General features: G+C 52.5%; 26 protein-coding genes. 20 read left to right on the top strand and 6 right to left on the bottom strand.

What is annotated here, in order from left to right; translation table 11 throughout:
* Window positions 1–198 precede the first annotated feature (198 nt).
* The 4 genes from SBI19_RS27935 to sda all read left to right on the top strand — a co-directional run bounded on the left by SBI19_RS27935 (window position 199) and on the right by sda (window position 3,222).
* Window positions 199–732 (top strand): SEC-C metal-binding domain-containing protein, encoded by a 534-nt coding sequence (locus SBI19_RS27935; RefSeq protein ID WP_317972810.1) that lies wholly within the window; start codon window positions 199–201, stop codon window positions 730–732.
* A gap of 92 nt (window positions 733–824) precedes the next feature.
* The gene (locus SBI19_RS27930) at window positions 825–1,913 is read left to right on the top strand and encodes an FAD-dependent monooxygenase (protein WP_317972809.1); all 1,089 of its coding nucleotides are present in this window, start codon (window positions 825–827) and stop codon (window positions 1,911–1,913) included.
* Window positions 1,914–2,102: 189 nt separating this feature from the next.
* Window positions 2,103–2,774: a YheC/YheD family protein gene (locus tag SBI19_RS27925; protein ID WP_317972808.1), complete on the top strand. Its 672-nt coding sequence runs from the start codon at window positions 2,103–2,105 to the stop codon at window positions 2,772–2,774.
* A 304-nt stretch (window positions 2,775–3,078) separates the two neighbouring features.
* A complete protein-coding gene (sda, locus tag SBI19_RS27920; protein WP_317972807.1) occupies window positions 3,079–3,222 on the top strand; it encodes a sporulation histidine kinase inhibitor Sda in 144 nt (47 codons plus the stop codon).
* 30 nt (window positions 3,223–3,252) lie between these two features.
* Here sda and SBI19_RS27915 read toward each other — a convergent pair whose 3' ends face one another.
* The 3 genes from SBI19_RS27915 to SBI19_RS27905 all read right to left on the bottom strand — a co-directional run bounded on the left by SBI19_RS27915 (window position 3,253) and on the right by SBI19_RS27905 (window position 5,345).
* Entirely contained in the window at window positions 3,253–3,495 is a 243-nt protein-coding gene (locus SBI19_RS27915; protein ID WP_317972806.1) for a hypothetical protein, read from the bottom strand.
* Window positions 3,496–3,896: 401 nt separating this feature from the next.
* Complete coding sequence (locus tag SBI19_RS27910) at window positions 3,897–4,124, bottom strand: hypothetical protein (RefSeq protein ID WP_317972805.1); 228 nt, start codon at window positions 4,122–4,124, stop codon at window positions 3,897–3,899.
* A gap of 210 nt (window positions 4,125–4,334) precedes the next feature.
* Window positions 4,335–5,345, bottom strand: coding sequence for an NAD(P)/FAD-dependent oxidoreductase (locus tag SBI19_RS27905; RefSeq protein WP_317972804.1), 1,011 nt, complete (start codon window positions 5,343–5,345; stop codon window positions 4,335–4,337).
* Window positions 5,346–5,831: 486 nt separating this feature from the next.
* On the opposite strand from SBI19_RS27905, the gene SBI19_RS27900 reads away from it, so the two are divergent.
* From SBI19_RS27900 to SBI19_RS27880, 5 genes are all read left to right on the top strand, one after another.
* The gene (locus SBI19_RS27900) at window positions 5,832–7,037 is read left to right on the top strand and encodes an NAD(P)/FAD-dependent oxidoreductase (protein ID WP_317972803.1); all 1,206 of its coding nucleotides are present in this window, start codon (window positions 5,832–5,834) and stop codon (window positions 7,035–7,037) included.
* On the top strand, window positions 7,037–7,318 hold the full coding sequence (locus SBI19_RS27895; RefSeq protein WP_317972802.1) for a hypothetical protein: 282 nt from the start codon (window positions 7,037–7,039) through the stop codon (window positions 7,316–7,318). Before SBI19_RS27900 ends, SBI19_RS27895 begins: the two co-directional genes overlap by 1 nt.
* 358 nt (window positions 7,319–7,676) lie before the next feature.
* On the top strand, window positions 7,677–8,639 hold the full coding sequence (locus SBI19_RS27890) for a sugar phosphate isomerase/epimerase family protein (protein ID WP_317972801.1): 963 nt from the start codon (window positions 7,677–7,679) through the stop codon (window positions 8,637–8,639).
* Between the two features lie 43 nt (window positions 8,640–8,682).
* Window positions 8,683–10,419, top strand: a complete 1,737-nt coding sequence (locus SBI19_RS27885; RefSeq protein WP_317972800.1) for a hypothetical protein — start codon at window positions 8,683–8,685, stop codon at window positions 10,417–10,419.
* Window positions 10,416–11,426, top strand: coding sequence for a LacI family DNA-binding transcriptional regulator (locus SBI19_RS27880; protein WP_317972799.1), 1,011 nt, complete (start codon window positions 10,416–10,418; stop codon window positions 11,424–11,426). Before SBI19_RS27885 ends, SBI19_RS27880 begins: the two co-directional genes overlap by 4 nt.
* A gap of 46 nt (window positions 11,427–11,472) precedes the next feature.
* On the opposite strand, the gene hemQ is transcribed toward SBI19_RS27880, so the two are convergent.
* On the bottom strand, window positions 11,473–12,222 hold the full coding sequence (hemQ, locus tag SBI19_RS27875; protein WP_317972798.1) for a hydrogen peroxide-dependent heme synthase: 750 nt from the start codon (window positions 12,220–12,222) through the stop codon (window positions 11,473–11,475).
* Between the two features lie 201 nt (window positions 12,223–12,423).
* Between hemQ and SBI19_RS27870 the strand changes: the two genes are divergently transcribed.
* The 9 genes from SBI19_RS27870 to thpR all read left to right on the top strand — a co-directional run bounded on the left by SBI19_RS27870 (window position 12,424) and on the right by thpR (window position 20,478).
* Entirely contained in the window at window positions 12,424–12,711 is a 288-nt protein-coding gene (locus tag SBI19_RS27870) for a YuiB family protein (protein WP_317972797.1), read from the top strand.
* Between the two features lie 178 nt (window positions 12,712–12,889).
* Window positions 12,890–14,428: a DnaD domain protein gene (locus SBI19_RS27865; protein ID WP_317972796.1), complete on the top strand. Its 1,539-nt coding sequence runs from the start codon at window positions 12,890–12,892 to the stop codon at window positions 14,426–14,428.
* A 36-nt stretch (window positions 14,429–14,464) separates the two neighbouring features.
* Window positions 14,465–15,418, top strand: coding sequence for a primosomal protein DnaI (gene dnaI, locus SBI19_RS27860; RefSeq protein WP_317972795.1), 954 nt, complete (start codon window positions 14,465–14,467; stop codon window positions 15,416–15,418).
* Window positions 15,419–15,585: 167 nt separating this feature from the next.
* On the top strand, window positions 15,586–16,377 hold the full coding sequence (locus SBI19_RS27855) for a YjgB family protein (protein WP_317972794.1): 792 nt from the start codon (window positions 15,586–15,588) through the stop codon (window positions 16,375–16,377).
* 210 nt (window positions 16,378–16,587) lie between these two features.
* Complete coding sequence (locus SBI19_RS27850; RefSeq protein ID WP_317972793.1) at window positions 16,588–17,709, top strand: sulfate ABC transporter substrate-binding protein; 1,122 nt, start codon at window positions 16,588–16,590, stop codon at window positions 17,707–17,709.
* A 52-nt stretch (window positions 17,710–17,761) separates the two neighbouring features.
* Window positions 17,762–18,595, top strand: a complete 834-nt coding sequence (gene cysT / locus SBI19_RS27845) for a sulfate ABC transporter permease subunit CysT (RefSeq protein WP_317972792.1) — start codon at window positions 17,762–17,764, stop codon at window positions 18,593–18,595.
* Window positions 18,596–18,625: 30 nt separating this feature from the next.
* The gene (cysW, locus tag SBI19_RS27840; protein WP_317972791.1) at window positions 18,626–19,504 is read left to right on the top strand and encodes a sulfate ABC transporter permease subunit CysW; all 879 of its coding nucleotides are present in this window, start codon (window positions 18,626–18,628) and stop codon (window positions 19,502–19,504) included.
* Complete coding sequence (locus SBI19_RS27835; RefSeq protein WP_317972790.1) at window positions 19,483–19,737, top strand: YezD family protein; 255 nt, start codon at window positions 19,483–19,485, stop codon at window positions 19,735–19,737. Before cysW ends, SBI19_RS27835 begins: the two co-directional genes overlap by 22 nt.
* 138 nt (window positions 19,738–19,875) lie before the next feature.
* Window positions 19,876–20,478 (top strand): RNA 2',3'-cyclic phosphodiesterase, encoded by a 603-nt coding sequence (thpR, locus tag SBI19_RS27830; protein ID WP_317972789.1) that lies wholly within the window; start codon window positions 19,876–19,878, stop codon window positions 20,476–20,478.
* Window positions 20,479–20,526: 48 nt separating this feature from the next.
* Here thpR and SBI19_RS27825 read toward each other — a convergent pair whose 3' ends face one another.
* Window positions 20,527–20,685 carry a YqzM family protein gene (locus SBI19_RS27825; RefSeq protein WP_317972788.1) on the bottom strand — a complete coding sequence of 53 codons (159 nt, stop codon included), beginning with the start codon at window positions 20,683–20,685 and terminating at the stop codon, window positions 20,527–20,529.
* Window positions 20,686–20,909: 224 nt separating this feature from the next.
* Here SBI19_RS27825 and uvrC point away from each other — a divergent pair, with 224 nt between their 5' ends.
* Both uvrC and SBI19_RS27815 read left to right on the top strand, forming a co-directional pair.
* Window positions 20,910–22,943 carry an excinuclease ABC subunit UvrC gene (uvrC, locus tag SBI19_RS27820; protein WP_317972787.1) on the top strand — a complete coding sequence of 678 codons (2,034 nt, stop codon included), beginning with the start codon at window positions 20,910–20,912 and terminating at the stop codon, window positions 22,941–22,943.
* A gap of 12 nt (window positions 22,944–22,955) precedes the next feature.
* Window positions 22,956–23,615 (top strand): HAD family hydrolase, encoded by a 660-nt coding sequence (locus SBI19_RS27815; protein WP_317972786.1) that lies wholly within the window; start codon window positions 22,956–22,958, stop codon window positions 23,613–23,615.
* 70 nt (window positions 23,616–23,685) lie between these two features.
* Here the strand turns inward: SBI19_RS27815 and SBI19_RS27810 are convergent, their stop codons facing one another.
* Window positions 23,686–24,438: a MerR family transcriptional regulator gene (locus tag SBI19_RS27810; RefSeq protein WP_317972785.1), complete on the bottom strand. Its 753-nt coding sequence runs from the start codon at window positions 24,436–24,438 to the stop codon at window positions 23,686–23,688.
* Window positions 24,439–24,866 lie beyond the last annotated feature (428 nt).

Here is a 24,866-nt window from a genome sequence, read left to right as displayed (position 1 = left end):
CTTGTTCCGTTATCAGGTCCAATGGAGCCACACCTCTCATTCGCACCGTCGTTTAGTATTATGGCTGGCAAGTACGTTTCTTATTCATGACCGATAAAATTTCTTATAATTGGCAGTGTATGAATTGAAGGAAGCATCCTAACTGAATTTGCGTTATAATAGACGTTTGTAAGGAAAGAAGTTAGGAGTGAATTGGAATTGAATCAAGGTACGAATAAGATTGGACGCAATGAAAGCTGTCCATGCGGCAGCGGTCTTAAGTATAAGCGCTGCTGTCTGGATAAAGATCAACAACAAGGACGGCAAGCGGCAGAAGGGAAACCGGCATCGGCTGAAGCAGCAAACGCGAATGTACCTGTAACGGCAGAAGGTATGGTCAAATGGATTCGCGAGCTTCCATGGAAGCGTACCGAAGATCAGCAGCTTGCAGAGCTGCTCGTTGAACGGATGCATGGCACTGAGCCATCGATCATCATCCGCGCCGTCTGGGTATGGCACTGTTACGCAGATGAGACGGCGCCAGCTTACGCGAAGCCGGAGGCATACTGCGCAGCTATCGAATACTTGATGAGCGAAGCGCATGGACTTTCGACGACTCAGAAGGGACTGGCAGCCAAATACGGTGTTTCGCCGACGACGCTGTCCAAACGATATCGTGAACTCGCGGCTTTCTTCGGAGATCGCGCAGCAGATTCCATTACAGCGAAAATTCCGGAAGTCGCGTTGGCATAGAATAGGAATAGGCTATAGGTAAGATGGCGCATCGACCTGCCGCATGGTAGTGACGGACGATGGACATGATGAGAAACAGGTGGCGATGAATCATGGATCTACAGTCAGATGTATGTATCGTTGGGGCAGGGCCAGGCGGCGCACTGCTCGCTGTACTATTGGCGGAGGCAGGTCTATCCGTCGTCGTGTTGGAGCGGCACTCCAGCGTGTTCAAGGAATTTCGAGGCGAGCTGGTCAATGAAGACGGAGAACGCATATTGAACAAACATCGTGTGCTGGAGGAAGTGGAGCGGCTCGGCATGCTGCTGCTGCAGCGCATTGAGTACATGGAGGACGGACAGTTGATTCGAACGGTTGTACCTGGCGAAGGTCACGTGCATGTCGGCATTCATATGCCGCAGAAGCACTTGCTTCAGGTGCTGTTCGATCGGCTGGAGGCTAACGCTAACGCGAAGCTGATTACAGGTGTAACCGTTACGAAGCTGCTGAGGGATGAGCATGACACCGTCACTGGTGTCAGCGGCAGATATGGCAGCGAGACGATTAACGTGCGCAGCCGCGTCACTGTAGGTGCAGATGGACGTTATTCGACCGTTCGCAAGCTTGCGGGCATACCAACCGATGTGCTAAGCCATGGTTACGATCTGCTCTGGGCGCGGATTCCTTCGCCTGAAGGATGGGAGCCCATTATTCGAATGACGTTGGCACAGGATGCTCAGCTGGCGCTATTCACGCAGCAAGGCGGCTATATTCAGATTGGCTGGAGCATTCCGGAAGGCATGTATGCCGAGATGAAGAAGAAGCCGATTGACGATCTGATCGATTCGCTGGTCGCGGCTTACCCGGATTTGGCGACGACTGCACGCGCTAATCTGCAATCATGGAATGACTTTGTACTTCTTAAAGTGCACAGCAGCAGAGCGGACAGCTGGGTACGGGATGGATTCGTCATTATGGGCGATGCGGCTCATACGATGAGCCCGACCGGAGCGTTCGGTCTCAATTGTGCCTTGAACGATGCGGACACATTAGCGAACGTGCTCCGTGTTGCATTGGCTGAAGGGAATACGAGCGCATCGCGTCTTGCGGAGTTCGAACGTACGAATCGGCAGCCAACTGAAGCGCTGCAGGATAAGCAGTTCGAGATGGAGCGGTCTTTCTCCGGGCAGTTCGGCCTATAAAGTATGGGATGTAACCGGCAAGCCTAGGGCTTGCCGGTTTATTTTGTTTCTAAGCGGCTCTAATCCCCCTCTATTGTCCCACTCTATCAACTAGTAAAACAGGCTCTTCTCGACCGTCATTCATCCAAGAGACTTCTATCTCTAAGACATATGCTAGTGTATAACGATTGGAAGAGGGAGAAGATTGCCATGGTAGAGTCGCATAGCAGACAGCTGGCTAGCAAATGGGTCAAAACAGCTGCACTTCTCAGCAACACCCATCTGGCAGCCCATGTTCCGCCAACACGGATATATTCGGCTGATAATTTGAAGTCTATGTTGAATGAGCATGAAATGGTCGTCATCAAGCCGATCTGTGGAGCGGGCGGTCACGGTGTCATCAAGGTCCAGAAGGAAGGAAGCGGCTATACGTACACGTATTTCTCCAAGAAGAGCTACGCCTCCTCGTTCGAAGGATTGTTCGCTGCACTGAGCAGAGCGAAGAAGAAACGCTCTTATTTGATCCAGAAAGGGATTCGGCTTGCGACAATCGGCGGGCGTCCAATTGATTATCGTGTGAAGTATGTGAAGACGGAAACAGGCTGGGTGTATCGTTCGATGGTTGGTCGTCTTGCGAAGCCAGGGCTGTTCGTCACGAATTTGTGCCGGGGCGGCACGATGATGACGGCAGCGCAGGGGATAAGCCGTTCGTTGTCGTCAGGCGCGGTAGCCAGCAAGAAACAGGAAATGCGTACATTGACGGTGACAGCGACGCGCGTGCTCGAGACGAAGTTTCCAGGCATCGGTCAGCTTGGCTTCGACTATGGCATTGATAAGAACGGCAAGATCTGGATCTTCGAAGTGAATACGCGTCCACAATAAGCGAATGCGAAGTTTCGCAATTCCTGCTTCATTAGGGAGCGCAAATAGATAGTCTATGATACAAAATGTTAATTATTCCAGCTAATGACGATTAAAGTTTTTTATCCAAAATCCATATCCCAAGGCTGTGTATAAAGGTATCCACATATTAGCCTTAGCTCCTGCTTGTTATTTGCTGTTTTCCCACATCTTGTACACACGCTGTCCACACGATATTGTGGATATTCGGAACGCTTGTTCCGTTTATAGGCCCATGCTAAGATGAGTTAGGAAAAACGGAAACAAGTGGAAAGGAGTGTGGGACATGGAGCTGCTGTCTGACGATCTGTTGGTTGACTCTTATTATATGGCGGTACAATTACATCTCGATAATGAGTTTATTCGATTGCTCCTTAATGAGATGGAACGCAGAGGGATCAACCCAGACAGCTACCGCATAGGAGCGTAGGCGGCCATAAGGAAAGCTTCGCTTTAAAGCTCACTCCATCAAGACATCAACGACGAACGAATGGGAGCAGTGCGAGCAATAAGCTGAATGACGGCATACAGGAACGTCCTCTGTTTGAGTAGCTGCATATTCTTCCTCGATTACAATCGGTTCATAGGGCGCATAAGGTCCGTTCCAATCACTAACCCTGCCATAATCATCTGCAGCATTGGAGCAAGCGGGGCAGACGAGATCAAGCATTCGGATGCCATTGCATACTGCGCACAATAACATAAGGGTATCCTCCTTGAGTTCTTACACCCGTCCGGCGTGCAAGGTCATTTCCAAGGTAGGATACCCTATTTTCTTCTGTACGATTAGAATAAAGGCATTCAAGTAGAAGCACGCTTTCGTTCCCGCAGGGAACCATCGCCTCTTCGCTAGTCATCGCTCTCACGCTCTTCGACGATGGCTGTTCCCACAGGGAACCATCGTCCACTTCGACAGCGCTACTCTCAAGCTCTTCGACGATGGCCGTTCCCGCAGGGAACCATCGTCGACTTCGTCAGAGCTACTCTCACGCTCTTCGACGATGGCTGTTCCAGCAGGGAACCATCGTCCGCTTCGTCAGCGCTACTCTCGCGCTCTTCGGCGATGGCTGTTCCCGCAGGGAACCATCGTCGACTTCGTCAGCGCTACTCTCGCGCTCTTCGACGATGGCCGTTCCCGCAGGGAACCATCGTCGACTTCGTCAGCGCTACTCTCACGCTCTTCGACGATGGCTGTTCCCGCAGGGAACCATTGTCGACCTCGGAGCATACACTCCCAAGCCTGAATGGCACGAGCCTTGCGAGTGCCCAATTCCAATCTTGAACAAACACGTCAGCACGCACCGGCACCATACGTTCGAACTCGCTCACCACTAAGTCACTCACACCTGCCAAACGTAGAGCGTGTCCAATCTCCCACAGTCCTATTCCGTGGAATAGGACTGTGGGAGATTGGACAAAAGCGGCTCCCTACTCTCAGTCCACCCGGGCGCGCATATGCGAATACTTCCGGTGTCCAGAGGGCGGGAGCCCTTTGGGGTCCCCCTTCCTTGGGGAAGGGGGATTTAGGGGGATGCGGGAAATCTATAATTTCATGTTGCTGCTGTGGCCAGGCGACAGCTTCGCACTTGGATCAATATATACTTTGGCGTTATTCACTGCTGTAGGCGCTTCGCCGAAGCCGACGGCAATCAGCTTGAGTTTGCCTGGATAGGTGGCGATGTCGCCAGCTGCATAAATACCCGGAATGCTCGTCTCCATCCGAGAATCGACCACAATCGAACCGCCATCGATTTCAAGCCCCCACTCTGCGATGGGACCCAGCGAAGAGACGAAACCAAAATTAACAATAACGGCGTCCACGTTCAGCTCCTGCTGTTCCTTCGTTTTCACATGCTCAAGCGTAATACGCTCGATCGCATCCGTACCATGAAGGGCAACGATTTCGTTGGAGGTAGCCAGTCGGACGCTTGATTGATATAAATTGTCTACGCTGTGCTCGTGAGCACGGAATTTGTCGCGGCGATGGACAAGCGTGACGCTTGCTGCTATAGGCTCCAGCATGAGCGCCCAATCGACAGCGGAATCGCCGCCGCCGCTGATGACGATGTTCTTGCCTGCGAACTGCTGCAGATCGCTCACGAAGTAGTGAAGATTGCGTTTCTCGTACCGCGCTGCTTCAGGCAGCTCCAGCCTTCTTGGTTCGAATGCGCCAACACCAGCTGTAATGATGACGGATTTGGCGAAGTGTATCGACTGATCGGTCCGTACCTCGAAGAGCCGTTCATCGCGTTTGATCACCTGCGTTACTTTCTCCTCGAGACATACCTCTGAGTTGAACAGCTTCATCTGCTCCTGCAGTTGATGAACGAGCTCGCCTGCTGTGACCTTCGGAAACCCGGCTACATCATAAATGTATTTCTCGGGATAAAGTGCTGCCAGTTGACCGCCAAGTTGGGGCATACTTTCAATAATCTTGACCGAGGCTTGGCGCATCCCGCAGTAGAATGCGGCGAACATTCCGGCTGGTCCTCCACCGATTACGATAATATCGGTTAATGCTGCGTCTGGTTGAAGCTGGGGCGTATTGGACATGGTGCACCTCCTGGATTTTGGAAAGCAAACAATGTTTACTACAGTGCGTGTTCAAAAGCGGACTTTTTGAACTACCTCTACGAGAAGATTCAAGCTCAGCATGGGCAAAAGACGCTACTTAAGCATACGCTTTAGTAAGTGCTGTCAGCAGTCATGTCAGAAAGAAATGGCAGCCATTCAGGTCGCGGCATTATGTTCTCATTATAGCTCTTGAAAGCTCCATCAGGAACCAGCCGATTGGAACTTATGACGAACATTTTCGTATATTTAACCATTGAACTTTTCATGAAAACTATGTATCATTTTTCATGAATATTACGTTCGACAATTATGTCGACATCGCATCGGACAACTTTTTTGAAACGAAGGCAGGGCAAGCTTTTTATTTTAACATTAGCCTTGTGTAATTTTTCACATAGAATAAGGTTATCGATCACCTATATATATAATACACATATAAACAACGGATAGGATGGGATTCAAATCATGAGCAATATTCCGAAAATCGTCATTTTGGGCGCTGGTTATGGTGGCGTACTGACGGCACTTCGTCTGCAAAAGCAGCTGAATTATAATGAAGCGGACGTTACGCTCGTGAATAAGCACGATTATCACTATATCACTACCCATTTGCATATGCCGGCTGCAGGCACGGACAATCCTGAGAATGCACGCGTCAGCATCTCGAAGCTGATCGACGAATTCAAGATTGATTTCGTGAAATCGACAGTCGTTCAAATTCGTCCACAGGATAAGAAAGTCATTCTCGAAGACGGTACGTTGTCTTACGACTACTTGGTTATCGGCCTTGGCGGCGAGCCGGAAACATTCGGCATTCCTGGGCTGCTTGAGCATGCGATGAACATTCGCAGCATCAACTCCGTTCGCCTTATCCGCGAGCATATCGAATATCAATTCGCACGTTTCAAGCGCGAGCCGCATCGTACGGACTATCTGACGTTCGTCATTGGCGGCGCCGGCTTCACGGGCATCGAATTCGTCGGCGAGCTCGCAGACCGTATTCCAGAGCTGTGCAAGGAGTTCGACGTAGATCCGAATCTGGTGAAGATTTACAACGTTGAGGCCGGCCCGTCCGCGCTTCCGGGCTTCGATCCAGAGCTTGTGGAATATGCGATGAACGTTCTGACGAAGAAGGGCGTTACGTTCAAGATCGGCACTGCGATCAAATCGTGCTCGCAGGACGGCGTTGTCGTACAGAAGGGCGAAGATCCGCAAGAGGAAATCCGCTCGCAGACTGTCATATGGTCCGGCGGCGTTCGCGGCAACCGTCTCATCGAAGAAGCAGGTTTCGAGACGATGCGCGGCCGCGTGAAGGTTGACGAGCAGCTTCGCGTACCGGGCAGCGATCATGTCTATGTCGTAGGCGACAACTCGCTTATGTTCAATCCGGAAGGTCGTCCATATCCGCCAACAGCGCAAATCGCTATGCAGCAGGGCGTTGTGTGCGCACACAACCTGGTTGCATCGATCCGCAACCAACCGCTGAAGAAATTCGTGTTCAGCAACAAAGGTACGGTTGCATCGCTCGGCAAGGGCGAGGCTGTCGGCATTGCGTTCGGCAAGAAATACAAAGGCCGCGTTGCCGCTTGGCTGAAGAAGCTGATCGATATCCGTTACCTGTTCATTATCGGCGGTTTGCCGCTTGTGTTCCGTAAAGGCAAATTCCTATAATGCGGCATTGCAGCGTGCAAGTTCGAGGTTTATTGACAAGAGAAGAGCTGGATCGATATAATTCGCTTATGGAAGTTGGTTCCTTTCTTGAATCCAATGATCGCTACGATCTGGCTTACCATGTCCAGAAGGAAGTCGATCTGCTCATAATGCCCGCAATCGAACGGCTGAAGGATAAAGGCCGCGAGCGTGATCGGGCAACCGCCGAGTATTTGGAAGAGAAGCGCCGCCAGCAGCTCGCTGCGGAACTAGCGGAACTCGATAACGAAGACGATGACTAACGATCGTAACTTGTAACGATACATCTAGAGCGCCCGCCTACAGCATGACTTTGTTATGTTGCAGGGCGGGCGCTTTTTTTGTGCGCATATGCCTCTTAGGAATCGTTCTCGGGCATGGCGAATCAGATGACCGATATGATTGCGAAGTTCAAGGCGTAAGAGTACATATTGTTCTTAAAGTAGAGGAGGGGGACGATGTCCCTCTCTTTTTGTTGTGGCTTCAGAGAGTATCGAATTTAGTCTGTTCGGCGATGATTCCGTATGCTACAATGAGCGTATTGCTAGGGTTAACCGCTTAACCTGATTCTGTTATTTCATTATAATATGATAACGTTTACAACGCTTGCAGGAGGCGCCAATGGCACAGTCAAAAGGAAGCTACTCATTCTCCACCTGTTGGAATATTAAACGACATACGGTCGGAAGCGAAATGATACGTGAAATAAAGGAACTCGGCTTTCAGTATGTTGAGCTGAACTACAACGTGACGCAGGAGCTGCTCGCAACGATTGAACCGATGATTGAGCGGGGGGAAATCGGCGTGTCCAGCGTGCACAATACGTTTCCTCATGACCCGGATCCCGATTACGGTACAGATTCTGTGCTGCTCGGCTTCGACGACGAGGCGAAGCGCCGGCGATCGATCGAGCTGCTGCTGCGTTCGGCTGAATATGCTAACCGCTATGGTGCGTCTGCCGTTGTTGTTCACCCCGGCGAAGTGCCTTTCGACTACAATATCGATCAAGCGCTCAAGGGAATCTATCATGAACAAGGTCGGGATTCGAAGGCTTACCAGAAGCTCTGGGGAGAAATGTTGGAGCGCCGCGAAGGGCTGAGCGCCCGGTACCTGCAGCGCATCGGCGACAGCTTGGAAGAGGTATGCGAACGCATTGCCGCACGAGGCTGGAACGTGGCGATCGGCATCGAGACACGTTCGCGCTGCTACCAGATGCCTACGCTGCGCGAGGCTCGGTCGGTGTTCGACCGGCTGCAAGGTGCGCCGATTGGGTTGTGGTACGATTTTGGCCATGGCATGATGATGGAACGAATGGGCTTATACGATAATGCGGAAGATATGGCGCTCGTTAAGGACCGGGTTGTCGGCATTCATATTCATGAAACGGTCGGTCTGTCGGATCATTGGTGTCCGTACGTTCACAGCGGCGATATGGAATACTTCGATCGATTCCTGCCGATTATTGCAGCAGCGCCAGTGAAGGTGTACGAGCTTAAAGCAGCCTGCAAGGCGGAGGAAATCGAAGCGAGCCACAATCTCTTGCTTGCCAAGCTGGAGGCACTGCATAAGTCTCAAAGGGCGTAGAGGGCGAGCTTTACTACATAGCGAGGTGAGAGGAAGGTTAACCATGTACGAGAAGCTGATCGCGATGAACGATCATTGGACAGAAGAAGGAATAGTCCGGCAGCTGCTGGATCAGAATAACCGATTCTATGGCGGCACAGCGGACGAGGAGAGCGGGCTTGCATGGCCGACACATACAGGCACTGCGATGGTAATGGCGTTCTGGGCAAGCTCGTTGGCAAGCCCGGCTTCGCGCTATTACCGGGACGAGCTGCTAACGGAGCGACTTGAGCTGGCTTCATCATTCATGCTGCGGTTCCAGCATGAGGACGGTACGGTTTCACCGAACTGGACGAACATGCACTCGCCGCCTGATACGGGCTTTGTCATTGTTGGTCTTGCGCAGGTGCTGGAACTGATGGAGCAGCAGCAGTGGGCGCCGCTGGAGCAGACATGCGCGAATCTCCGCTTGTTCTTGGAACGGACGGTTCCGGCTATGCTGACGGGAGGCTGCCATACGCCAAACCATCGTTGGGTGCTGACAGCAGCACTCGGCTTCCTATATCGGTTAACAGGAAAACCTGAGCTTGAGAAAAGGGCTAATGAATGGCTTTCTGAGGGGATGGATCTGACACCGGATGGAGAATGGACGGAGCGCAGCAACGGCATCTACAATGCGGTCAGCGATGTCATGCTGTATCACGCTTCCGAGCTGCTCCGACGTCCTGCGCTGCTGGGGCCTATCCGCCGTAACCTGAAGATGATGACTTATCTGGTACACCCTGACGGCGAAGTCGTAACCGACTATTCCGGCCGCCAAGACTTCGGAAGCAGAACGGATATGTCCAGTTATCATTTCATCAGCCTGTTGATGGCTCATCGAGATAGCGATTCGCAATTCGCAGCACTTGCTAAACTTGCGGGCGAGTCGCTCAGCCACCCTGGCGCGATATCGAATAACAGTGTGCTTGGCTGTTTGCTTCGACCGGAACTGCTATGCAATTGCATAGAGCCAGGTGTGCTGCCGGATACGTATCGTGTTGTCATCAATGGCGATTTTCCTCGTGCGCGCTATTTGGCTGAGATGGAGGAAGCGGGACATGGAGGGCGTATTTCCCACAGTCGACTGCACCCGGAGTTCGGCGCGCCTGTTGCAAGAGAACGGCAGGGCATGACGAGCACGACCGTGATGGCGGAGACGAATGCCTTCTTCGCGCTTCGCCATGGGCAGGCTCGACTGCTAGCGGTCAGCATCAGCTCAACCTTCGAGCCTGGCTTTATCCGAATGAACGGTATCGAGACCGTCGAGGACGGTTACCGGCTGTCAGGGATGGAAACCAAAGGATACTATAGTCCTATTGCTGCAGATCGGCTTCCGCAGACCGCTGAGAAGTCCGTTAGTCCGTGGTACTTGCTTCCGCATCATCTGCGCGAGGCGACCCATCTGCAGGAGCATCACGTGAAGGTTGAATTGGATCGAACGGCAGAGGGGTATCGGATTCGTATGCAGTGCGACAAGCAGGAAGCGCTCATGACGCAAGTCTCCTTCGTGTTCGGGCGGGAAGGCGAGTTCCAGAACGGTGAACTGGCAGCAGCAGATACGGGAATCGATTGGTGGAAGAACGGAACGGTTCGCTATGCGGCGGGTCAAGATTGGATAGAGCTCAGCGGAGGGTCTTGCGAGCATTCCTTGAAGGCGATCCGCAACGCGCCGCTGCCCTCCGACTGCCGCACACTGCTGGTGAATCTCGTCACGCCTTATGACCAGACGTTTCAGATCAAGCTGTCGGGCCGCTCATGAAGACAACGATATACGACATTGCGCAAGCTGCAGGTGTATCGATCGCTACTGTGTCTAACGTTCTGAACGGGAAGGGGAAGGTCAGTCAGGAGCGACGGCAGCAAATTCTGCGAATCATGGATGAACTGAATTACAAGCCGAGCGCTATCGCATCCGCGTTGACGAGCAAACGAACGTATACGCTCGGCTTGCTCGTTCCCGATATATCGAATCCGTTCTTCGCCGAAATCGCACGTGCAGTAGAAGACGAAGGGCAGCGTCTCGGATACAGTGTTCTCATCTGCAGTACCGATAACAAGGATGAGAAGACAGCCCGATATTCGGCGCTTCTCCGTCAGAAAAGCGTAGATGGCGTCATTATCGGCACGGGCATCAACGAATTGTCTGCGCTGAGCCCGCTGCTGAAGAAGAACATCCCTGTCGCGTTTATCGCTCGCGATTATCCTGCAGAGGACATTCCGTCGGTCATTATTGATGATTACGCCGGCGGTGCTGCGGCTGCGGTACATCTCATCGAGCTTGGCCATCGCAGACTAGCGATATTGGCGGAGCCGGATACGATCAGCAGCAGCCGAGAGCGGGTTCGCGGATTCCGAGAGACGGCTGCGGCAGCAGGGGTGGAAATCGAGGATGCGCTAATCGTCGCTGCTTCCGAGCTCCGTGATGGCAAGCAGCAAGCCGCTTTGCTGCTTAGCAGCGAAGGGACAGGGCGCCCTAGCGCGATATTTTGCTGCAACGACTTGCTTGCCATCGGCGCTCTGCAGGCAGCGAGAGAACTTCATGTGGACGTTCCGCAGCATTGTTCGATCGTCGGCTTCGACGATACGATACTCGCATCCGTCACGGATCCAGCGTTGACCACTGTAGCGCAGCCGATCGCTCAGATGGGGCAGGCGGTTGTGCAGCTGCTGGTCGATCATATGGAGCGGCCGGACGAACCGCGCAGACGTATTGTTCTGCCTCCTCGACTGATTGTCAGACAGTCGACGGTGCCGCCAAGTCAGTGAATAACGAAGAAGAGGACGAGGGCAGCATGCCCCCGTCCTCTTCTCATTATGAAATAGCCAACAGCTTGTTAAGCGTCTCTGTGTCCAGCAGGTTGCCGACATAGAAGTCGCCGAACTCGCCGAAACGTGCGCTTACTTCGTCGAAACGCATTTCGTATACGAGCTTCTTGAATTGAAGCGCGTCGTCTGCGAACAGCGTAACGCCCCATTCCCAGTTGTCGAAGCCGACGGAGCCGGTAATGATCTGCTTCACTTTGCCTGCATATTGACGACCGATCATGCCGTGGCTGCGCATCATGCCTTTGCGCTCGTCCATGCTCAGCATGTACCAGTTGTCTCCGCCGTCGCGGCGTTTGTTCATCGGGTAGAAGCAAATATGCTTCGCCTTCGGAAGCGCTGGCTTCAGACGCGCCACGACTTCAGGGATTTGAAGCGGGTCAACGCCAGGTTGTCCCATGTAGTTGCTAAGCTCTACGATGCTGACGTACGAATACGTTGGCTTCGTGAAAGCGGCGAATGCCGATTTGTTGAACGTCGTTTCCAGTTCGTTGAGCTCTTCGAGCGTCTCGCGCAGATGCATGATGACGAAATCAGCCTTCTGGCCGACGATCGAATATACCGCCGTGCTTCCTTGCTTCTGTTCGCCTGTTTGCTCCCAAGCGGCGAGGAACGATTGAAGCTCGTCCGATGCAGCCGCGCGCTCTGCCGCGCTTGCCGCCTTCCAAGCCTGCCAGTCGATCGAACGGAAATCATGCAGGGCGTACCAGCCCTCTAACGTTTGTGCTGCTTCACTCATCTCTCATTACCTCCGTAGCTGCCTATTTGTTGAATTGTTTTCATTGTAGCGTAATGGGCAGTCGGACGGCAAATGGCGGACTTGTGACATTTGGGCCTAGCAAATTGACTTCAGGACACGCTTTCATTAGAATTATATCGATAAAACACTAGAATACGGATGCATGCATTCGTTCGCGGAGAGTAAAGGGGCTAACGGCATATGGTGCAATTGATCGTGGCAATGGTGCTGTTCTTTATTATGATGTTCGGCATCGGGTTCATTCTGAATATGCTTATGAAGACGACCTGGTTCCCTATTTATTTGTTCATTATCGTGCTGCTGCCGCTTATGATCTGGGGAACATGGGACAAGAGCATTACATTCAGCGAGAATTTCACATCCTTCACGTTCGTCGACGTGCTGCCTGCCATTACGGCGCTTGTCGGCGCGTACGTAAGCGGTTGGACGATTCAAGCGCTGCGCCGAGGTGGTTACAAAATGTTTTAATTCAGTACAGAAGCCTATCGATTCCCCTGATGCCGTGCGTCGGGGGAATTTTTTACTTTTAGGGGCGGGCCGCATCTTCGAATGACGCGATGGAGGTTTTTTCATTATTCGACATCTGACAAGCGGGACATCATTTGTGATAGAATGAGAGGAAACATAGAACGGATGGGGTGGATATATGCGCATCGGTCATTTGATGCAGTTTACGGAACACCACCGATACTACACGTTTCGCGGTTTCTCGCTAAGTCCGTTGGATATGCGGATGCTATCGCTAATTTATCAACCGATGATCGGCGCTTCGGCGATTGGACTCTATCAATTGCTGTACCACGGCGTTATGGAAGGGGCGACCGGCTATTCGTCGGTGGAACCGCATCGCATGCTGTTTCTGGCGCTTGGACTGCAAATGAATGAGGACGGACGGAAAAAATTAATGAATGACACGTCCCGGCTCGAGGCAGTGGGTCTCTTGCAGACGTCTCGTCTTGCAGTGCCGGACAATGACGATTATGTTTATGAATACGAGCTGCTGGCTCCGCTGTCGCCGGAAGAGTTTTTCCGCAATCAGCATCTGTCGCTGCTGCTTCGGGATCAGATCGGCAAATACGCGGTCATTGCGCTGCGCGAATCGTTCAGTAAGAAGGAGCCGGACGAGCTGGCGGAAGCGCGTTGGAATAAGGAAAATATTTCGATGCCCTTCTACGAGCTGTTCCGTCTGAACACGTCGAAGGTCGATGATGAGCTGGAGCAGGCGCTCAGCGAAGTTGCGCCGTCCCGGCAGCCATCGGCACCGAAGCCTCCTCCGTCCGAGACGGCAGGCCTTACCGTTGGGGAGCTGCTGATGCGATTCCCGCGCGGGGCAGCCAATCGCAAGTATGTAGAACGGCTGCGCGGAGATGACGACACGATGGCGCAGCTTAATTATGTCGCGTACAAATACAACATCGGTGCAGCGGATATATGCCGCCTGCTGGATGAAGACGGCGTATTCACGCCGCAGGGCGAGCTGCTTGTGGACGAGCTGCAGCTTCGCGCGAACCAGATGTATCGACAGGATAAGAAACGAGAAGCGGATCGTCAGCGCCTAACGGCTAGATCGAATATGATGGCCGCTCCGGAGGATTCAGCCGAACAGGAAGAGGAAGATGAATTCGGCGTGCCGGAGGAGCTGTTCATGCCGGTGCCGAAGCAGCTGGAAAGCCGCTGCGACGTCGCTCAATACAATATGCTCATGCGCAACGAACCGCATACACGGTTCCTTCAGCGTTATTTCCCTGGGGCCGTGCCTGAGTGGATTGATCGGACATTCGAGAGAATCGATCTCAATTACAAGCTTCCCCCGTCGGTTATCAACGTACTTATTCATTATATTATCGGAGCGAACGATTCGCAGCGCGTGACGAAGACGTTCATTGAAGCGGTAGCTTCCAATATGCTGTTGAAGGGAATCGACACGTTCGAGAAAGCGGTCGGTTACGTACGTGAACAGCAGCAGATGGAGGCGGAGCGGGCAAGACAGCAGCAAGCTGGCGCTGCTGCGCCTTCGCGTTCGGGAGGCGCGCAGGGTGGACGCGGCAGAGGACGAGCCGGAGCAGGAGCGGCGCGGAAGCCGGCGATCCCGATCGTACAGGCGCAAGAGCAGAGTTCCGCACCGTCGGCCGAGAAGTTGGAAGAGCTGCGGCGGTTAGCGCGCAAGCTGGATGGCAAGAAATAAGAACATGGACGGCGAGGACGGAAAGGATGAACCAGCATGGAATCGCTTGGCGAATTGCTGAAACGGACGCCAATGGGGAGTGAAGCCCTTCGGCGTTCCGCTGAATTAATGGACGGGCTGCTTGCGGACCCGCTCGTGGAGCGGTTCCGTGCGAAGTACCCTGAGCTGGATACGAATACGATTCGTCTGAATCTGAATCGGTTCTATCAGTACGTGAAGGAGTACCGCAATTGCGAGCGATGTCCGGGGCTGGATCTGTGCCCGAACGATTTTGAAGGCCATTATACGATGTTGTCCTGCGAGAACGCGAACGGCGAGGTTCGACTGTACGATCGCAAAGTATCGTGCAAGAAGTTTATTGCCCGCCAGAATGAAGAGCAAATTCGGAGCCGCGTCCGCAGCTTCTACATCGATGAGACGGCGCTGCGCAATGGTTATTCGGCGGAAGAAATCATTACGAACGACCTAGGCCGCATGGAAGCGGTCGGACAACTGCTCGAATATATTGACCGGACGAAGGAGCAGGGACTGCAGGCGTCGGGTCTATACCTGGAAGGTCATTTTGGCACAGGCAAGACGTTCCTGATGTGTTATATGCTGCATGAGCTTGCGAAGGCGGGATATTCAGGGGTCATCGTCTACATGCCGGACTTCGTTGAAGATTTGAAGGCGATGATGCATGAGCCAGGCAAGCTGAAAGAAACGGTCGACATGATGAAGGAGACCGACCTGCTTATTTTCGACGATATCGGGGCCGAGAATTTAAGTCCTTGGGTTCGCGACCATGTGATGGGCGGCATTCTGAACTATCGGATGCAGCGGAAGCCTACGTTCTACACGTCGAACCTTGATCTAGATGCGATGGAGCAGCACTTTAGCTTCACGAGCAAGGAAGGCGATGATCGCCACAAGGGTGAACGGCTTATGGAGCGGATTCGCCCCTATGTCGACGTCATTCGCGTAACAGGTACGAATAAACGGAAACGCTAATCTATGCGGATTTATAAAGCCAGACGAAGGACATTGCGATGTTCTTTGTCTGGCTTTTTTTTGCGTCTGCTTGCACTAGGCGGATTCCTTAATGTGAAGAAGAAGTCGAGTTTTGGACCATACTAAGGATGGTTATGAACTGACAGATACGAAAGGGAGTCGGTCTAATGCAGAGATTTCCATTAAGCAAACAAAAGTTCGGGAAAGCAATTGCAGCTGCAACCGCTGTGCTGATGCTGTCCGCTTGTGGTGAAAGCATCAAGCCTAATGAGCCGCAGCTTCATTCCGCCTCGGAAGCCATCAAAGGTCCAAGTCCGATTACGATGCATGCAGCGGGTCATACCGCACAACAACGATTAGGTGTGAATTCAAGTTCGAATAGCACCAATCCGCCTACGAATATCGTTAGCCGAAGCCGCAGCTACCAGACGAGCGAGCCGACCAATAAGCAGATTCATCATCAGTTCATTGATCGAATCGGCGAGTTGGCGAAGCAGGGACAGATGGCGAACGCAGATAATTTTGTCGTAGGCAAGACACTTATCGATGAGGTGCATAAGGCTTGGGGCGAGCCGAACCGGCAAGCAGGCGGGTTCCACCTCTATATGCCGGGCATGATGAAAGGGACGATCGCATTCGGCATTGGACGCGGGGAAGTAATCAATGAAATTCGAATTTCCGATACCGGACTTGATCCGATCAAGGATGGTGCAAAGATTACGTCTACCGAAGTTCGATCAACGCTCGGCAAACCGTTCTCGATGCGCAAATCCGGCAAGAAGACGATCCTCGCGTACCGAAGGGGACCGTATCAGCTCAAGTTCGCCTATACGACTCCTAAGCCGGCCCGCAATGCGATCAACATCCCGATTGACTACGTCAGCGTCGTTTCGCCGAAGGCAGGAAAGCCGATGGGGCGGGCTGAAAGCCGCTTCCAGCAAGCATTTGAGCCAGTATAACAAGCAGACCTTCTAGGCAGTCAACTGCCGAGAAGGTCTGCTTTTTTCATACCCTTCGATCCTCGAAATAATTAAACCTTATAATCCTTATCAGATTTATTGAAATTAATCGTTGACGTGGGATTTGTTCCCTGCTAGAATCAGTTACATCAAGTATAACCAACTAAACAGGTAGGGATTAATTGATATCTTATAAGGGGTGTATTGTCAATGGCAAAAAGGTCTAGTTTGAAATGGTTCTCGATTATTCTCGCAGTATCTCTGGTGCTGACGGCTTGCGGTTCGAAAGATAAAGACGACAAAGCAAGCAGCGATAAATCGGCATCGACAGGTACGACGACGGAGCAAAAGACGGAGCAAGCAACGGATACGACGGAGAAGAAAGAACCGCTTAAGCCGGTTGAGCTTCTGAACGTATCTTATGATCCAACGCGTGAGCTGTATGAAGCTTACAACAAAGCATTCGCAGCACACTGGCTGCAAGAGACGGGCCAAGAAGTGACGGTTAAGCAGTCGCATGGCGGCTCGGGCAAACAAAGCTTGGCTGTAATCGGCGGTTTGAAAGCAGACGTCGTTACGCTCGCGCTGGGCTATGACATCGATGCGATCCAAGAGCAAGGACTGATCAATCAAGGCTGGCAGAGCAAGTTCGAGAGCAACAGCTCGCCTTACACGTCGACGATCGTCTTCCTCGTTCGCAAAGGCAATCCGAAAGGCATCAAGGACTGGAACGATCTGGTGAAGGATGGCGTTGAGGTCATTACGCCGAATCCGAAAACGTCCGGAGGCGCGCGTTGGAACTATCTCGCAGCATGGGGCTATGCTTTGAAAAACAACAACAACGATGAAACGAAAGCGCAAGAGTTCGTACAGAAGCTGTACAAAAACGTACCGGTACTCGACTCCGGCGCACGCGGCTCCACGACGACGTTCGTAGAGCGCGGAATCGGCGACGTACTGCTTGCTTGGGAGAACGAAGCGTTCCTGTCCATCAACGAGCTCGGACCGGACAAATTCGAAATCGTCTATCCATCGCTCAGCATCCTGGCTGAACCGCCGGTTGCGGTTGTAGATAAAGTAGCTGACGACCGCGGTACGCGCGAAGTGTCGGAAGCATATCTGAAATACCTGTACTCGGAGGAAGGTCAACGCATCGCTGCTCAAAACTACTACCGTCCGCGTCTGCAATCGGTTGCCGATGAGTTCAAGGATCAATTCAAATCGCTCGAGCTGCTCACGATCGACAAGGACTTCGGCGGCTGGCAGGAAGCGCAGAAGAAGCATTTCGCTGACGGCGGCGTCTTTGACAAAATTTACGTACCAGGCAAATAATAGGGCACGAAATGATAAAGCATTTTCTCATTACGCAAGGAGCTGACTTCACATGAAAGGTTCCGCTATCCGCCGGGTTCTTCCGGGATTCGGTCTATCGCTTGGCTATACGATCTTCTACTTGAGCGCTATCGTTCTCATCCCGCTCTCCGGCGTGTTCATAAAGACCGCCGGAATGGGATGGTCAGACTTCTGGGACACGGTGTGGAACGCGCGAGTCATCGCTTCCTATAAAATCAGCTTTCTCACTTCGCTGGCCGCTGCAGGCATTAACGCCGTGTTCGGGCTCTTGATTGCTTGGGTTCTTGTTCGATATCGGTTCCCAGGCAAATCGCTCATAGACAGTTTGATCGACCTTCCCTTCGCGCTGCCGACTGCCGTAGCAGGCATCGCCTTGACGACAATCTATGCGCAGAACGGATGGGTCGGATCGAAACTTGAGCCGCTCGGGTTGAAGGTAGCGTTCACCCCAATTGGGATCACGATCGCGCTGGTATTCATCGGACTACCATTCGTCGTGCGGACCGTACAGCCGGTATTACAGGACCTTGAGAAGGATACGGAGGAAGCGGCCGTCATGCTCGGCGCATACCGCTGGCGAACGTTCAGTCGCATTATTGTGCCGGAAATCGCGCCGGCTCTTCTGACGGGCTTTGCCCTAGCATTTGCTCGCGGCATAGGTGAATATGGGTCGGTCGTCTTTATATCCGGCAATATGCCGATGAGGACGGAAATCGCGCCGCTGCTCATTATGACGAAGCTCGAGCAGTTCGATATTGCAGGCGCGACAGCGATCGCTCTCGTCATGCTCGTCTTCTCCTTCATTGCGCTGCTGATTATCAACGTCCTGCAGGCTAGAATCAGCAAGCGGACGACATCGGCATAGACCAATTGAAGTTAGAAGGAGGGATTATTGATGGCTGGAGCTGTTACCGCGCATTTGTCGGAGGAAGCATCGGTTAGACCGCGTCACATTAATGAATCTGCAATCGTTCGGGTCTTATTGATTAGTATCGCACTCGCTTTTCTTGCCCTGGTTGTACTATTGCCCTTGATTTCCGTCTTATATGAAGGGCTTAAGAAGGGCTGGGACGTATACATTGCGGCGCTTAAGGATTCGGAAGCCCAATCTGCTCTTAGATTGACGCTGATGGTATCGCTGATCGCGGTTCCGCTCAATACGATATTCGGCATTATGGCAGCTTGGGCGATTACGAAGTTCAAATTCCGGGGACGGAATGTATTGATTACGCTGATCGATTTGCCTTTTGCGATCTCACCGGTCATTTCAGGTCTCATTTATGTGCTTTTATTCGGCGCACAAGGTTTTCTTGGGCCGTGGCTGGATGACCATGGCATCCAAATCGTTTATGCATTGCCGGGTATCGTCCTGGCGACTGTGTTTGTCACCTTCCCGTTCGTGGCGCGCGAACTTATCCCGATTATGGACGCACAAGGGGTTCAAGAGGAAGAGGCAGCTGTCAGCTTGGGAGCTAGAGGCTTTAAGCTGTTCTGGCATGTGACGCTGCCGAATATTAAGTGGGGTTTGCTGTACGGCATTATCCTGTGCAACGCGAGGGCGATGGGGGAATTCGGTGCGGTATCGGTCATCTCCGGCCATATCCGCGGCGAGACGAACACGCTTCCGCTGCATATTGAAATCTTATATAACGAATATCAGTTTTCCGCATCATTCGCAGTGGCGTCGCTGCTCGTCATGCTGGCGCTCGTTACGCTGGTAGCCAAAAAATTTATTGAGTGGAGGGGATCGAAATGGCAAAGCAAGTCGAACTGAATGAATGGTGGCAGGAGCGCATCTCGGATCAATTGAAAGGAATGGAGTACGGCTCCGTGCTCATTACTGTGCATGATGGGCGTATCGTCCAGATCGATCGGACAGAGCGCAAACGATTCGACCCTTCCGCAGGTGTGACGCCTGCAGCAGTGAAGTCGGAAGCACAGTCTGACAAGAGTGGCGCTCAACCGCTCAAAGCCGCTTCGCGCAGCAGCAAGGTAGCGAACGGGTAACGGTCATACGTAATGATAGCCATTCCATCCATCCAGCGCATGCTTGATGGGAGGGATGGCTCTTTGTCTTATTTGGTGCCGGACTCCTCTTGGAATGGGGTACAATAGTTGTATCGAGAGGCTTGGAGGTAAAGGGCGATGGAACAGAATGATTCCACCTTAGAACAATCGAAGGAACGGCTATTTATTGCGCTGGCGCTGCCAGAACCAATGAAAAAGGCCTTTGATAAGCAAATGAAGCATATAAAGGAGCAGCTATCGTTCAAACGGTGGGTGCATCCGATGGATCTGCATATAACGCTGCAATTTCTCGGTGATGTGCCGAAGGAGCGAATCGCTGCTATCGATGCTGCGCTGCGAGAATGTGCGGCTAGCGTTAACCTGTCGACGCTTAGCGTCGGCATCAGCGGACTTGGTGTCTTCGGGCGGCCAGAACGGCCATCTGTCCTGTGGGCGGGCATAGAGACGGATATGGGTGCGCTTGGCGGGCTGCAGCGTACGGTTGTCGAATCGATGCAGACAGTAGGCTTTGAGCCTGAGCAGCGTCCCTACAAGCCGCATCTAACACTAGCCCGTAATTATGCGGGTGCCGTGCCGTTCGAGTATGCGTCATTAGAGATCGGTGCAGGTGTAACTAGTGAAAGGTGGTACTGGGAGGCAGATGCGATTACATTGTATAAGAGTAATACGCGTGCGAAGCCTTCGTATGAGCCGATTGGCGTTTATTCGCTGGGCAAATGAAAAAGGCTCCGTGTCGGCATAAGCCGACCGGAGCCTTCACGTTAGTCATTAGGATTGAACGAACTTGATAATGACCATTCCGAAGAAGACGATGGTCATGAATCCGAGCATACCGCCGAAGCCGAATACGACGTCCTTCAGGTCATCCCGAGGCTCTTCGTTCACGTGCGCGCGTGGATCTTCCACTGCATATTGCGTGTTGTTCATCGCTTTCAAATCCCCCTCGTACGTTACCATAAATATATAGTTGTAGTATAACCAACTGTGCAAACAATTGTAAAGAGGTCGTTCAAAAAGTACGAAAAGCGAACCATTTGAACACAATTGTACAGTAAAAACCAGACAAACCTGTAGGCATTCGTATGCTACAATAGACAGGATGGCGCATTGCGCTTGAAATCATGCATGAATTTAAGTTCGGAGGGAGAACGATGGATCGGCGAGGAAACACTGGGGAACGGGATGCGTCTGCGGAGTTGATCCGGAGCAAGCTGGCGCTGCTGCCGGACGCGCCGGGCTGTTATTTAATGAAGAACGGCGAAGGGACGATCATCTACGTCGGCAAGGCGAAGGTGCTGAAGAACCGGGTTCGCTCCTATTTCAACGGCTCGCATAACGGCAAGACGCAGCGACTCGTCTCCGAAATCCGCGATTTTGAATATATCGTTGTCGGCAGCAACATGGAATCACTCATTCTGGAGTGCAACCTGATCAAGCAGTATCATCCGCGTTATAACGTATTGCTCAAGGACGACAAGACGTTTCCTTATATCAAAATAACGAACGAGCGTCATCCGAAGCTGGAGGTTACACGCCGGGTGCTGAAGGACAAGGCCAAATATTTTGGCCCGTATCCGAACGCTTTCGCGGCCCAGCAGACGAAGAAGCTGCTTGATCGGCTCTATCCGCTTCGCAAGTGCAACACGCTGCCGGACAAGGTCTGTCTGTACTATCACATCGGCCAATGTATTGCGCCGTGCGAATATCCGGTTGAGACGAGTGAATACGATCGGATGATTCAAGCGATCACGAAGTTTCTCAATGGCGGGCAGGATGAGGTCAAGGCTGAGCTTCAGCGCAAAATGGAAGCGGCAGCAGAGACGCTTGAGTTCGAACGTGCCAAGGAGTACCGCGACCAGATCATGGCGATCGACGCGATCGTCGAGAAGCAGAAGATTACGCTGGCGGACGCGGTCGACCGCGACGTATTCGGCTACGCCGTCGATAAGGGCTGGATGAGCGTTCAAATTCTGTACATGCGTTCCGGCAAAATGGTAGAGCGCCGCTCCTCGTCCTTCCCGTATTACGGCGAAGCGTATGACGACTTCGTCACGTTCGTGGCGCAGTACTACAGCGAGAATCCGGCGCTGCCGCGCGAGATTCTGCTGCCTTCGCCGCCTGAAGAGCAGGGCGAAGAAGCCGCGGTAACAACGGATGCACCTGTTGCCGGGGAAGATACTGCTGCCGAAGATGCGTCAGCGCCAGCAGTAGCAGCGGCAGCGATGGGAGAAGCCACAGAGGCAGTTTCATCTGTTACAGAAGCTGACGAAAGCGAGGATCAGGCACCTGTCGGCTCGCGTGCGAATGACATCCGCGAGTCGCTGCAGAAGTGGCTGAACGTGAAGGTGTTCGTGCCGCAGCGGGGCAAGAAGCGGGATGTCGTACGGATGGCCAGCAACAATGCCAAGGTGTCGTTGGACGAGAAGTTCAAGCTGATCGAGCGGGATGAGGAGCGCAGCGTGAAGGCGACTGAATCGCTGGCGGGATGGCTCGGCCTTGAATCGGTACACCGCATTGAAGCATTCGATAACTCCAACATACAAGGTACGAATCCGGTATCGGCCATGGTCGTCTTCACCGACGGCAAGCCGGACCGCAAAGAGTATCGCAAATATAAGGTGCGCACCGTCGTGGGCGCAGACGATTATGAGACGATGCGAGAGGTTATCCGCCGTCGATACGAGCGGGTGCTTAAGGAAGATTTGCAGCGCCCCGATCTGATCATTGTCGACGGCGGCAAGGGCCAGATCGCGGTCGCGCTCGACGTATTGGAGAACGAGCTCGGACTGTTTATCCCGGTATGCGGGCTCGTGAAGGATGCGAAGCACAGAACGGCCCAGCTCATGACGGGAGATCCGCCAATGATTGTGCCGCTGCCGCGTGACAGCCAAGAATTCTATTTGCTGCAGCGCGTCCAAGACGAGGTGCACCGTTTCGCGATCACGTTCCACCGCGAACAGCGCGGCAAGTCGATGGTCGCATCGCGTCTCGACTCGATTCCGGGTATCGGCGAGAAGCGCCGTAAGGCGCTGTTGAAGCATTTTGGCTCGCTGAAGAAGATTCGTGAGGCTTCAATCGAGGACTTCAAGCCGCTCTCCATTGGAGAGAAGCTTGCGACGCAAATCTTGCAGGCGCTGCGCGAGGAAGAGAACGCGGAGGCAGAAGCGACGGACAATAACGAATAGGGATGATTTCGAATGACGATTAAGGCGGTTCTGTTTGATTTGGATGGAACTTTGCTTGATCGGGATTCTTCGCTGCTATCATTCGTCAGTCATCAATATGATCGAATTCCGGCTTTTCAAGCAGTAGAGAAGAAACAGTTCGTCCAGCGGTTTATTGAGCTCGATAATCACGGTTATGTGTGGAAGGACAAAGTGTATCAGCAGTTGATCGAGGAGTTTGGGATTGCAGACTTGGCTTGGGCAGATTGCTTGAATGACTACGTAAGCGGCTTTCAAAGGCATTGCATCGGATTTGCGAATCTTCACCTCATGTTGACGAAGCTGAAGGAGCACGCCATTAAAGTGGCGCTCGTTTCGAACGGGTTTGGTCAGTTCCAATACGATAATTTCAAGGCGCTCGACATTGAGCATCTAGTTGATGAAGTGCTGATATCGGAGTGGGAGGGACTGCGCAAGCCGGATGCTGCGATCTTCAATCGCGCGTTAACGAAGCTAGGCGTCCCTGCTGAGCATGCAATCTTCGTAGGCGACCATCCGGACAACGATATTCGTGCGAGCCGTGAGGTGGGCATGAGGGCGATTTGGAAGCGGTCCCCTCATTATGAGGCTGCCGAACATGCGGATCACGTAATTGACGATCTTGACGAATTGATTGCGCTTGTACTGTTCTAATACGAAAGCTGGTGACCCTACTCTCATGTAGAGCAAGGTACACCAGCATTTTTCATAGACATCTATACGTTTATTGCGATACCGCGGCATAAGCTCCCGCCGCCGCAGATAGGTAATAGGCTAACCCCGTCTGCTGATTCTCCAGCATCTTGAGGTGGAACTCATCCTGCAGGAAAAACTGCGTCTGTGCCGCAAAATCCTGCGCCGATGCAGGATGTCCATGCTCGTTCATAAAAGCCAGGTGGCGTTCAATTCTGTTGGTGACGGTCGCATCGTTATGTTTGACGCCTTCTCTTAAGGATGCGCACATTTCATTCATGAACGTCATGGCCTCCATGGCCTGCTCATTTAACCGAGGCACATCTTCTGGAGCTGCCTGCATCGGTTCCATATCGTACGTTTGCTCCAAATGTTCATTGTGCTCAGCCAGCGCTTTGTTCCAATCTTCTTCGTTATTGAATCCTTTGAACATTTCCTTGTTGTCCAACTTCGTTCCCTCCTGAATGGATATAATGGACTTCCGCAATGTTTGCGCGATCGTATCCAGCCTTCGCTGACGGCCAAGAATCAGCCCCTGCTGCTCTGATAGAATGGACAACCGGTCTGATTTGTTCGCGAACAATGTTTTGATCCGATCCAACGAGAAATCCATCTCTCTGTAAAATAAAATTTCCTGCAGCCGCTCGAGCTCCTCCATCCCATACAACCGGTACCCGGCCTCGCTTACCTCTCTCGGATGAAGCAGCCCGATCTTGTGATAATGATGCAGCGTCTTAATCGTCACATTCGACAGCTCCGACACTTCCTTCACCGTATACAACAATGCGTATTCACCTCCGCACAACTAGCTTAAAGTCTCCCCTAAGGGGAGAGTCAACCATGCGCCAAAAATAAAAAAGCGATGCGGATTTTACCCGCATCACTCTGTAATAATCCATCCTCATGCGACCAAGGCCAGATGTCGTTGTGATTTGTTTGATCGCTGCCAGAATATAACGGTTGCTACGGCGGCAATTGCTGCTCATATCGATCGGTTTGAGAGTTAACGGTTGCCAGCGGTGCTAAGCCCACACCAACTCGCGCAGCTTAGGCGAAGCAAGCGGAGCACCAATTTTTCCACCCCAAAAGATGCTGAGGCGCCAGGAGCGCAGCGGGTGAATTGTTCTGGAGTAGCGTAGCGATCGCCTTTCCGAGGACAACAGTTATTATGAACGAAACAGACTCCCCGAATTGCAACACCTTAGGTTACTT

The sequence above is a fragment of the Paenibacillus sp. CCS19 genome (assembly GCF_033239625.1).
Taxonomy (GTDB): Bacteria; Bacillota; Bacilli; order Paenibacillales; family Paenibacillaceae; genus Paenibacillus_T.
This window is presented reverse-complemented; position numbering and strand designations above follow the sequence as displayed.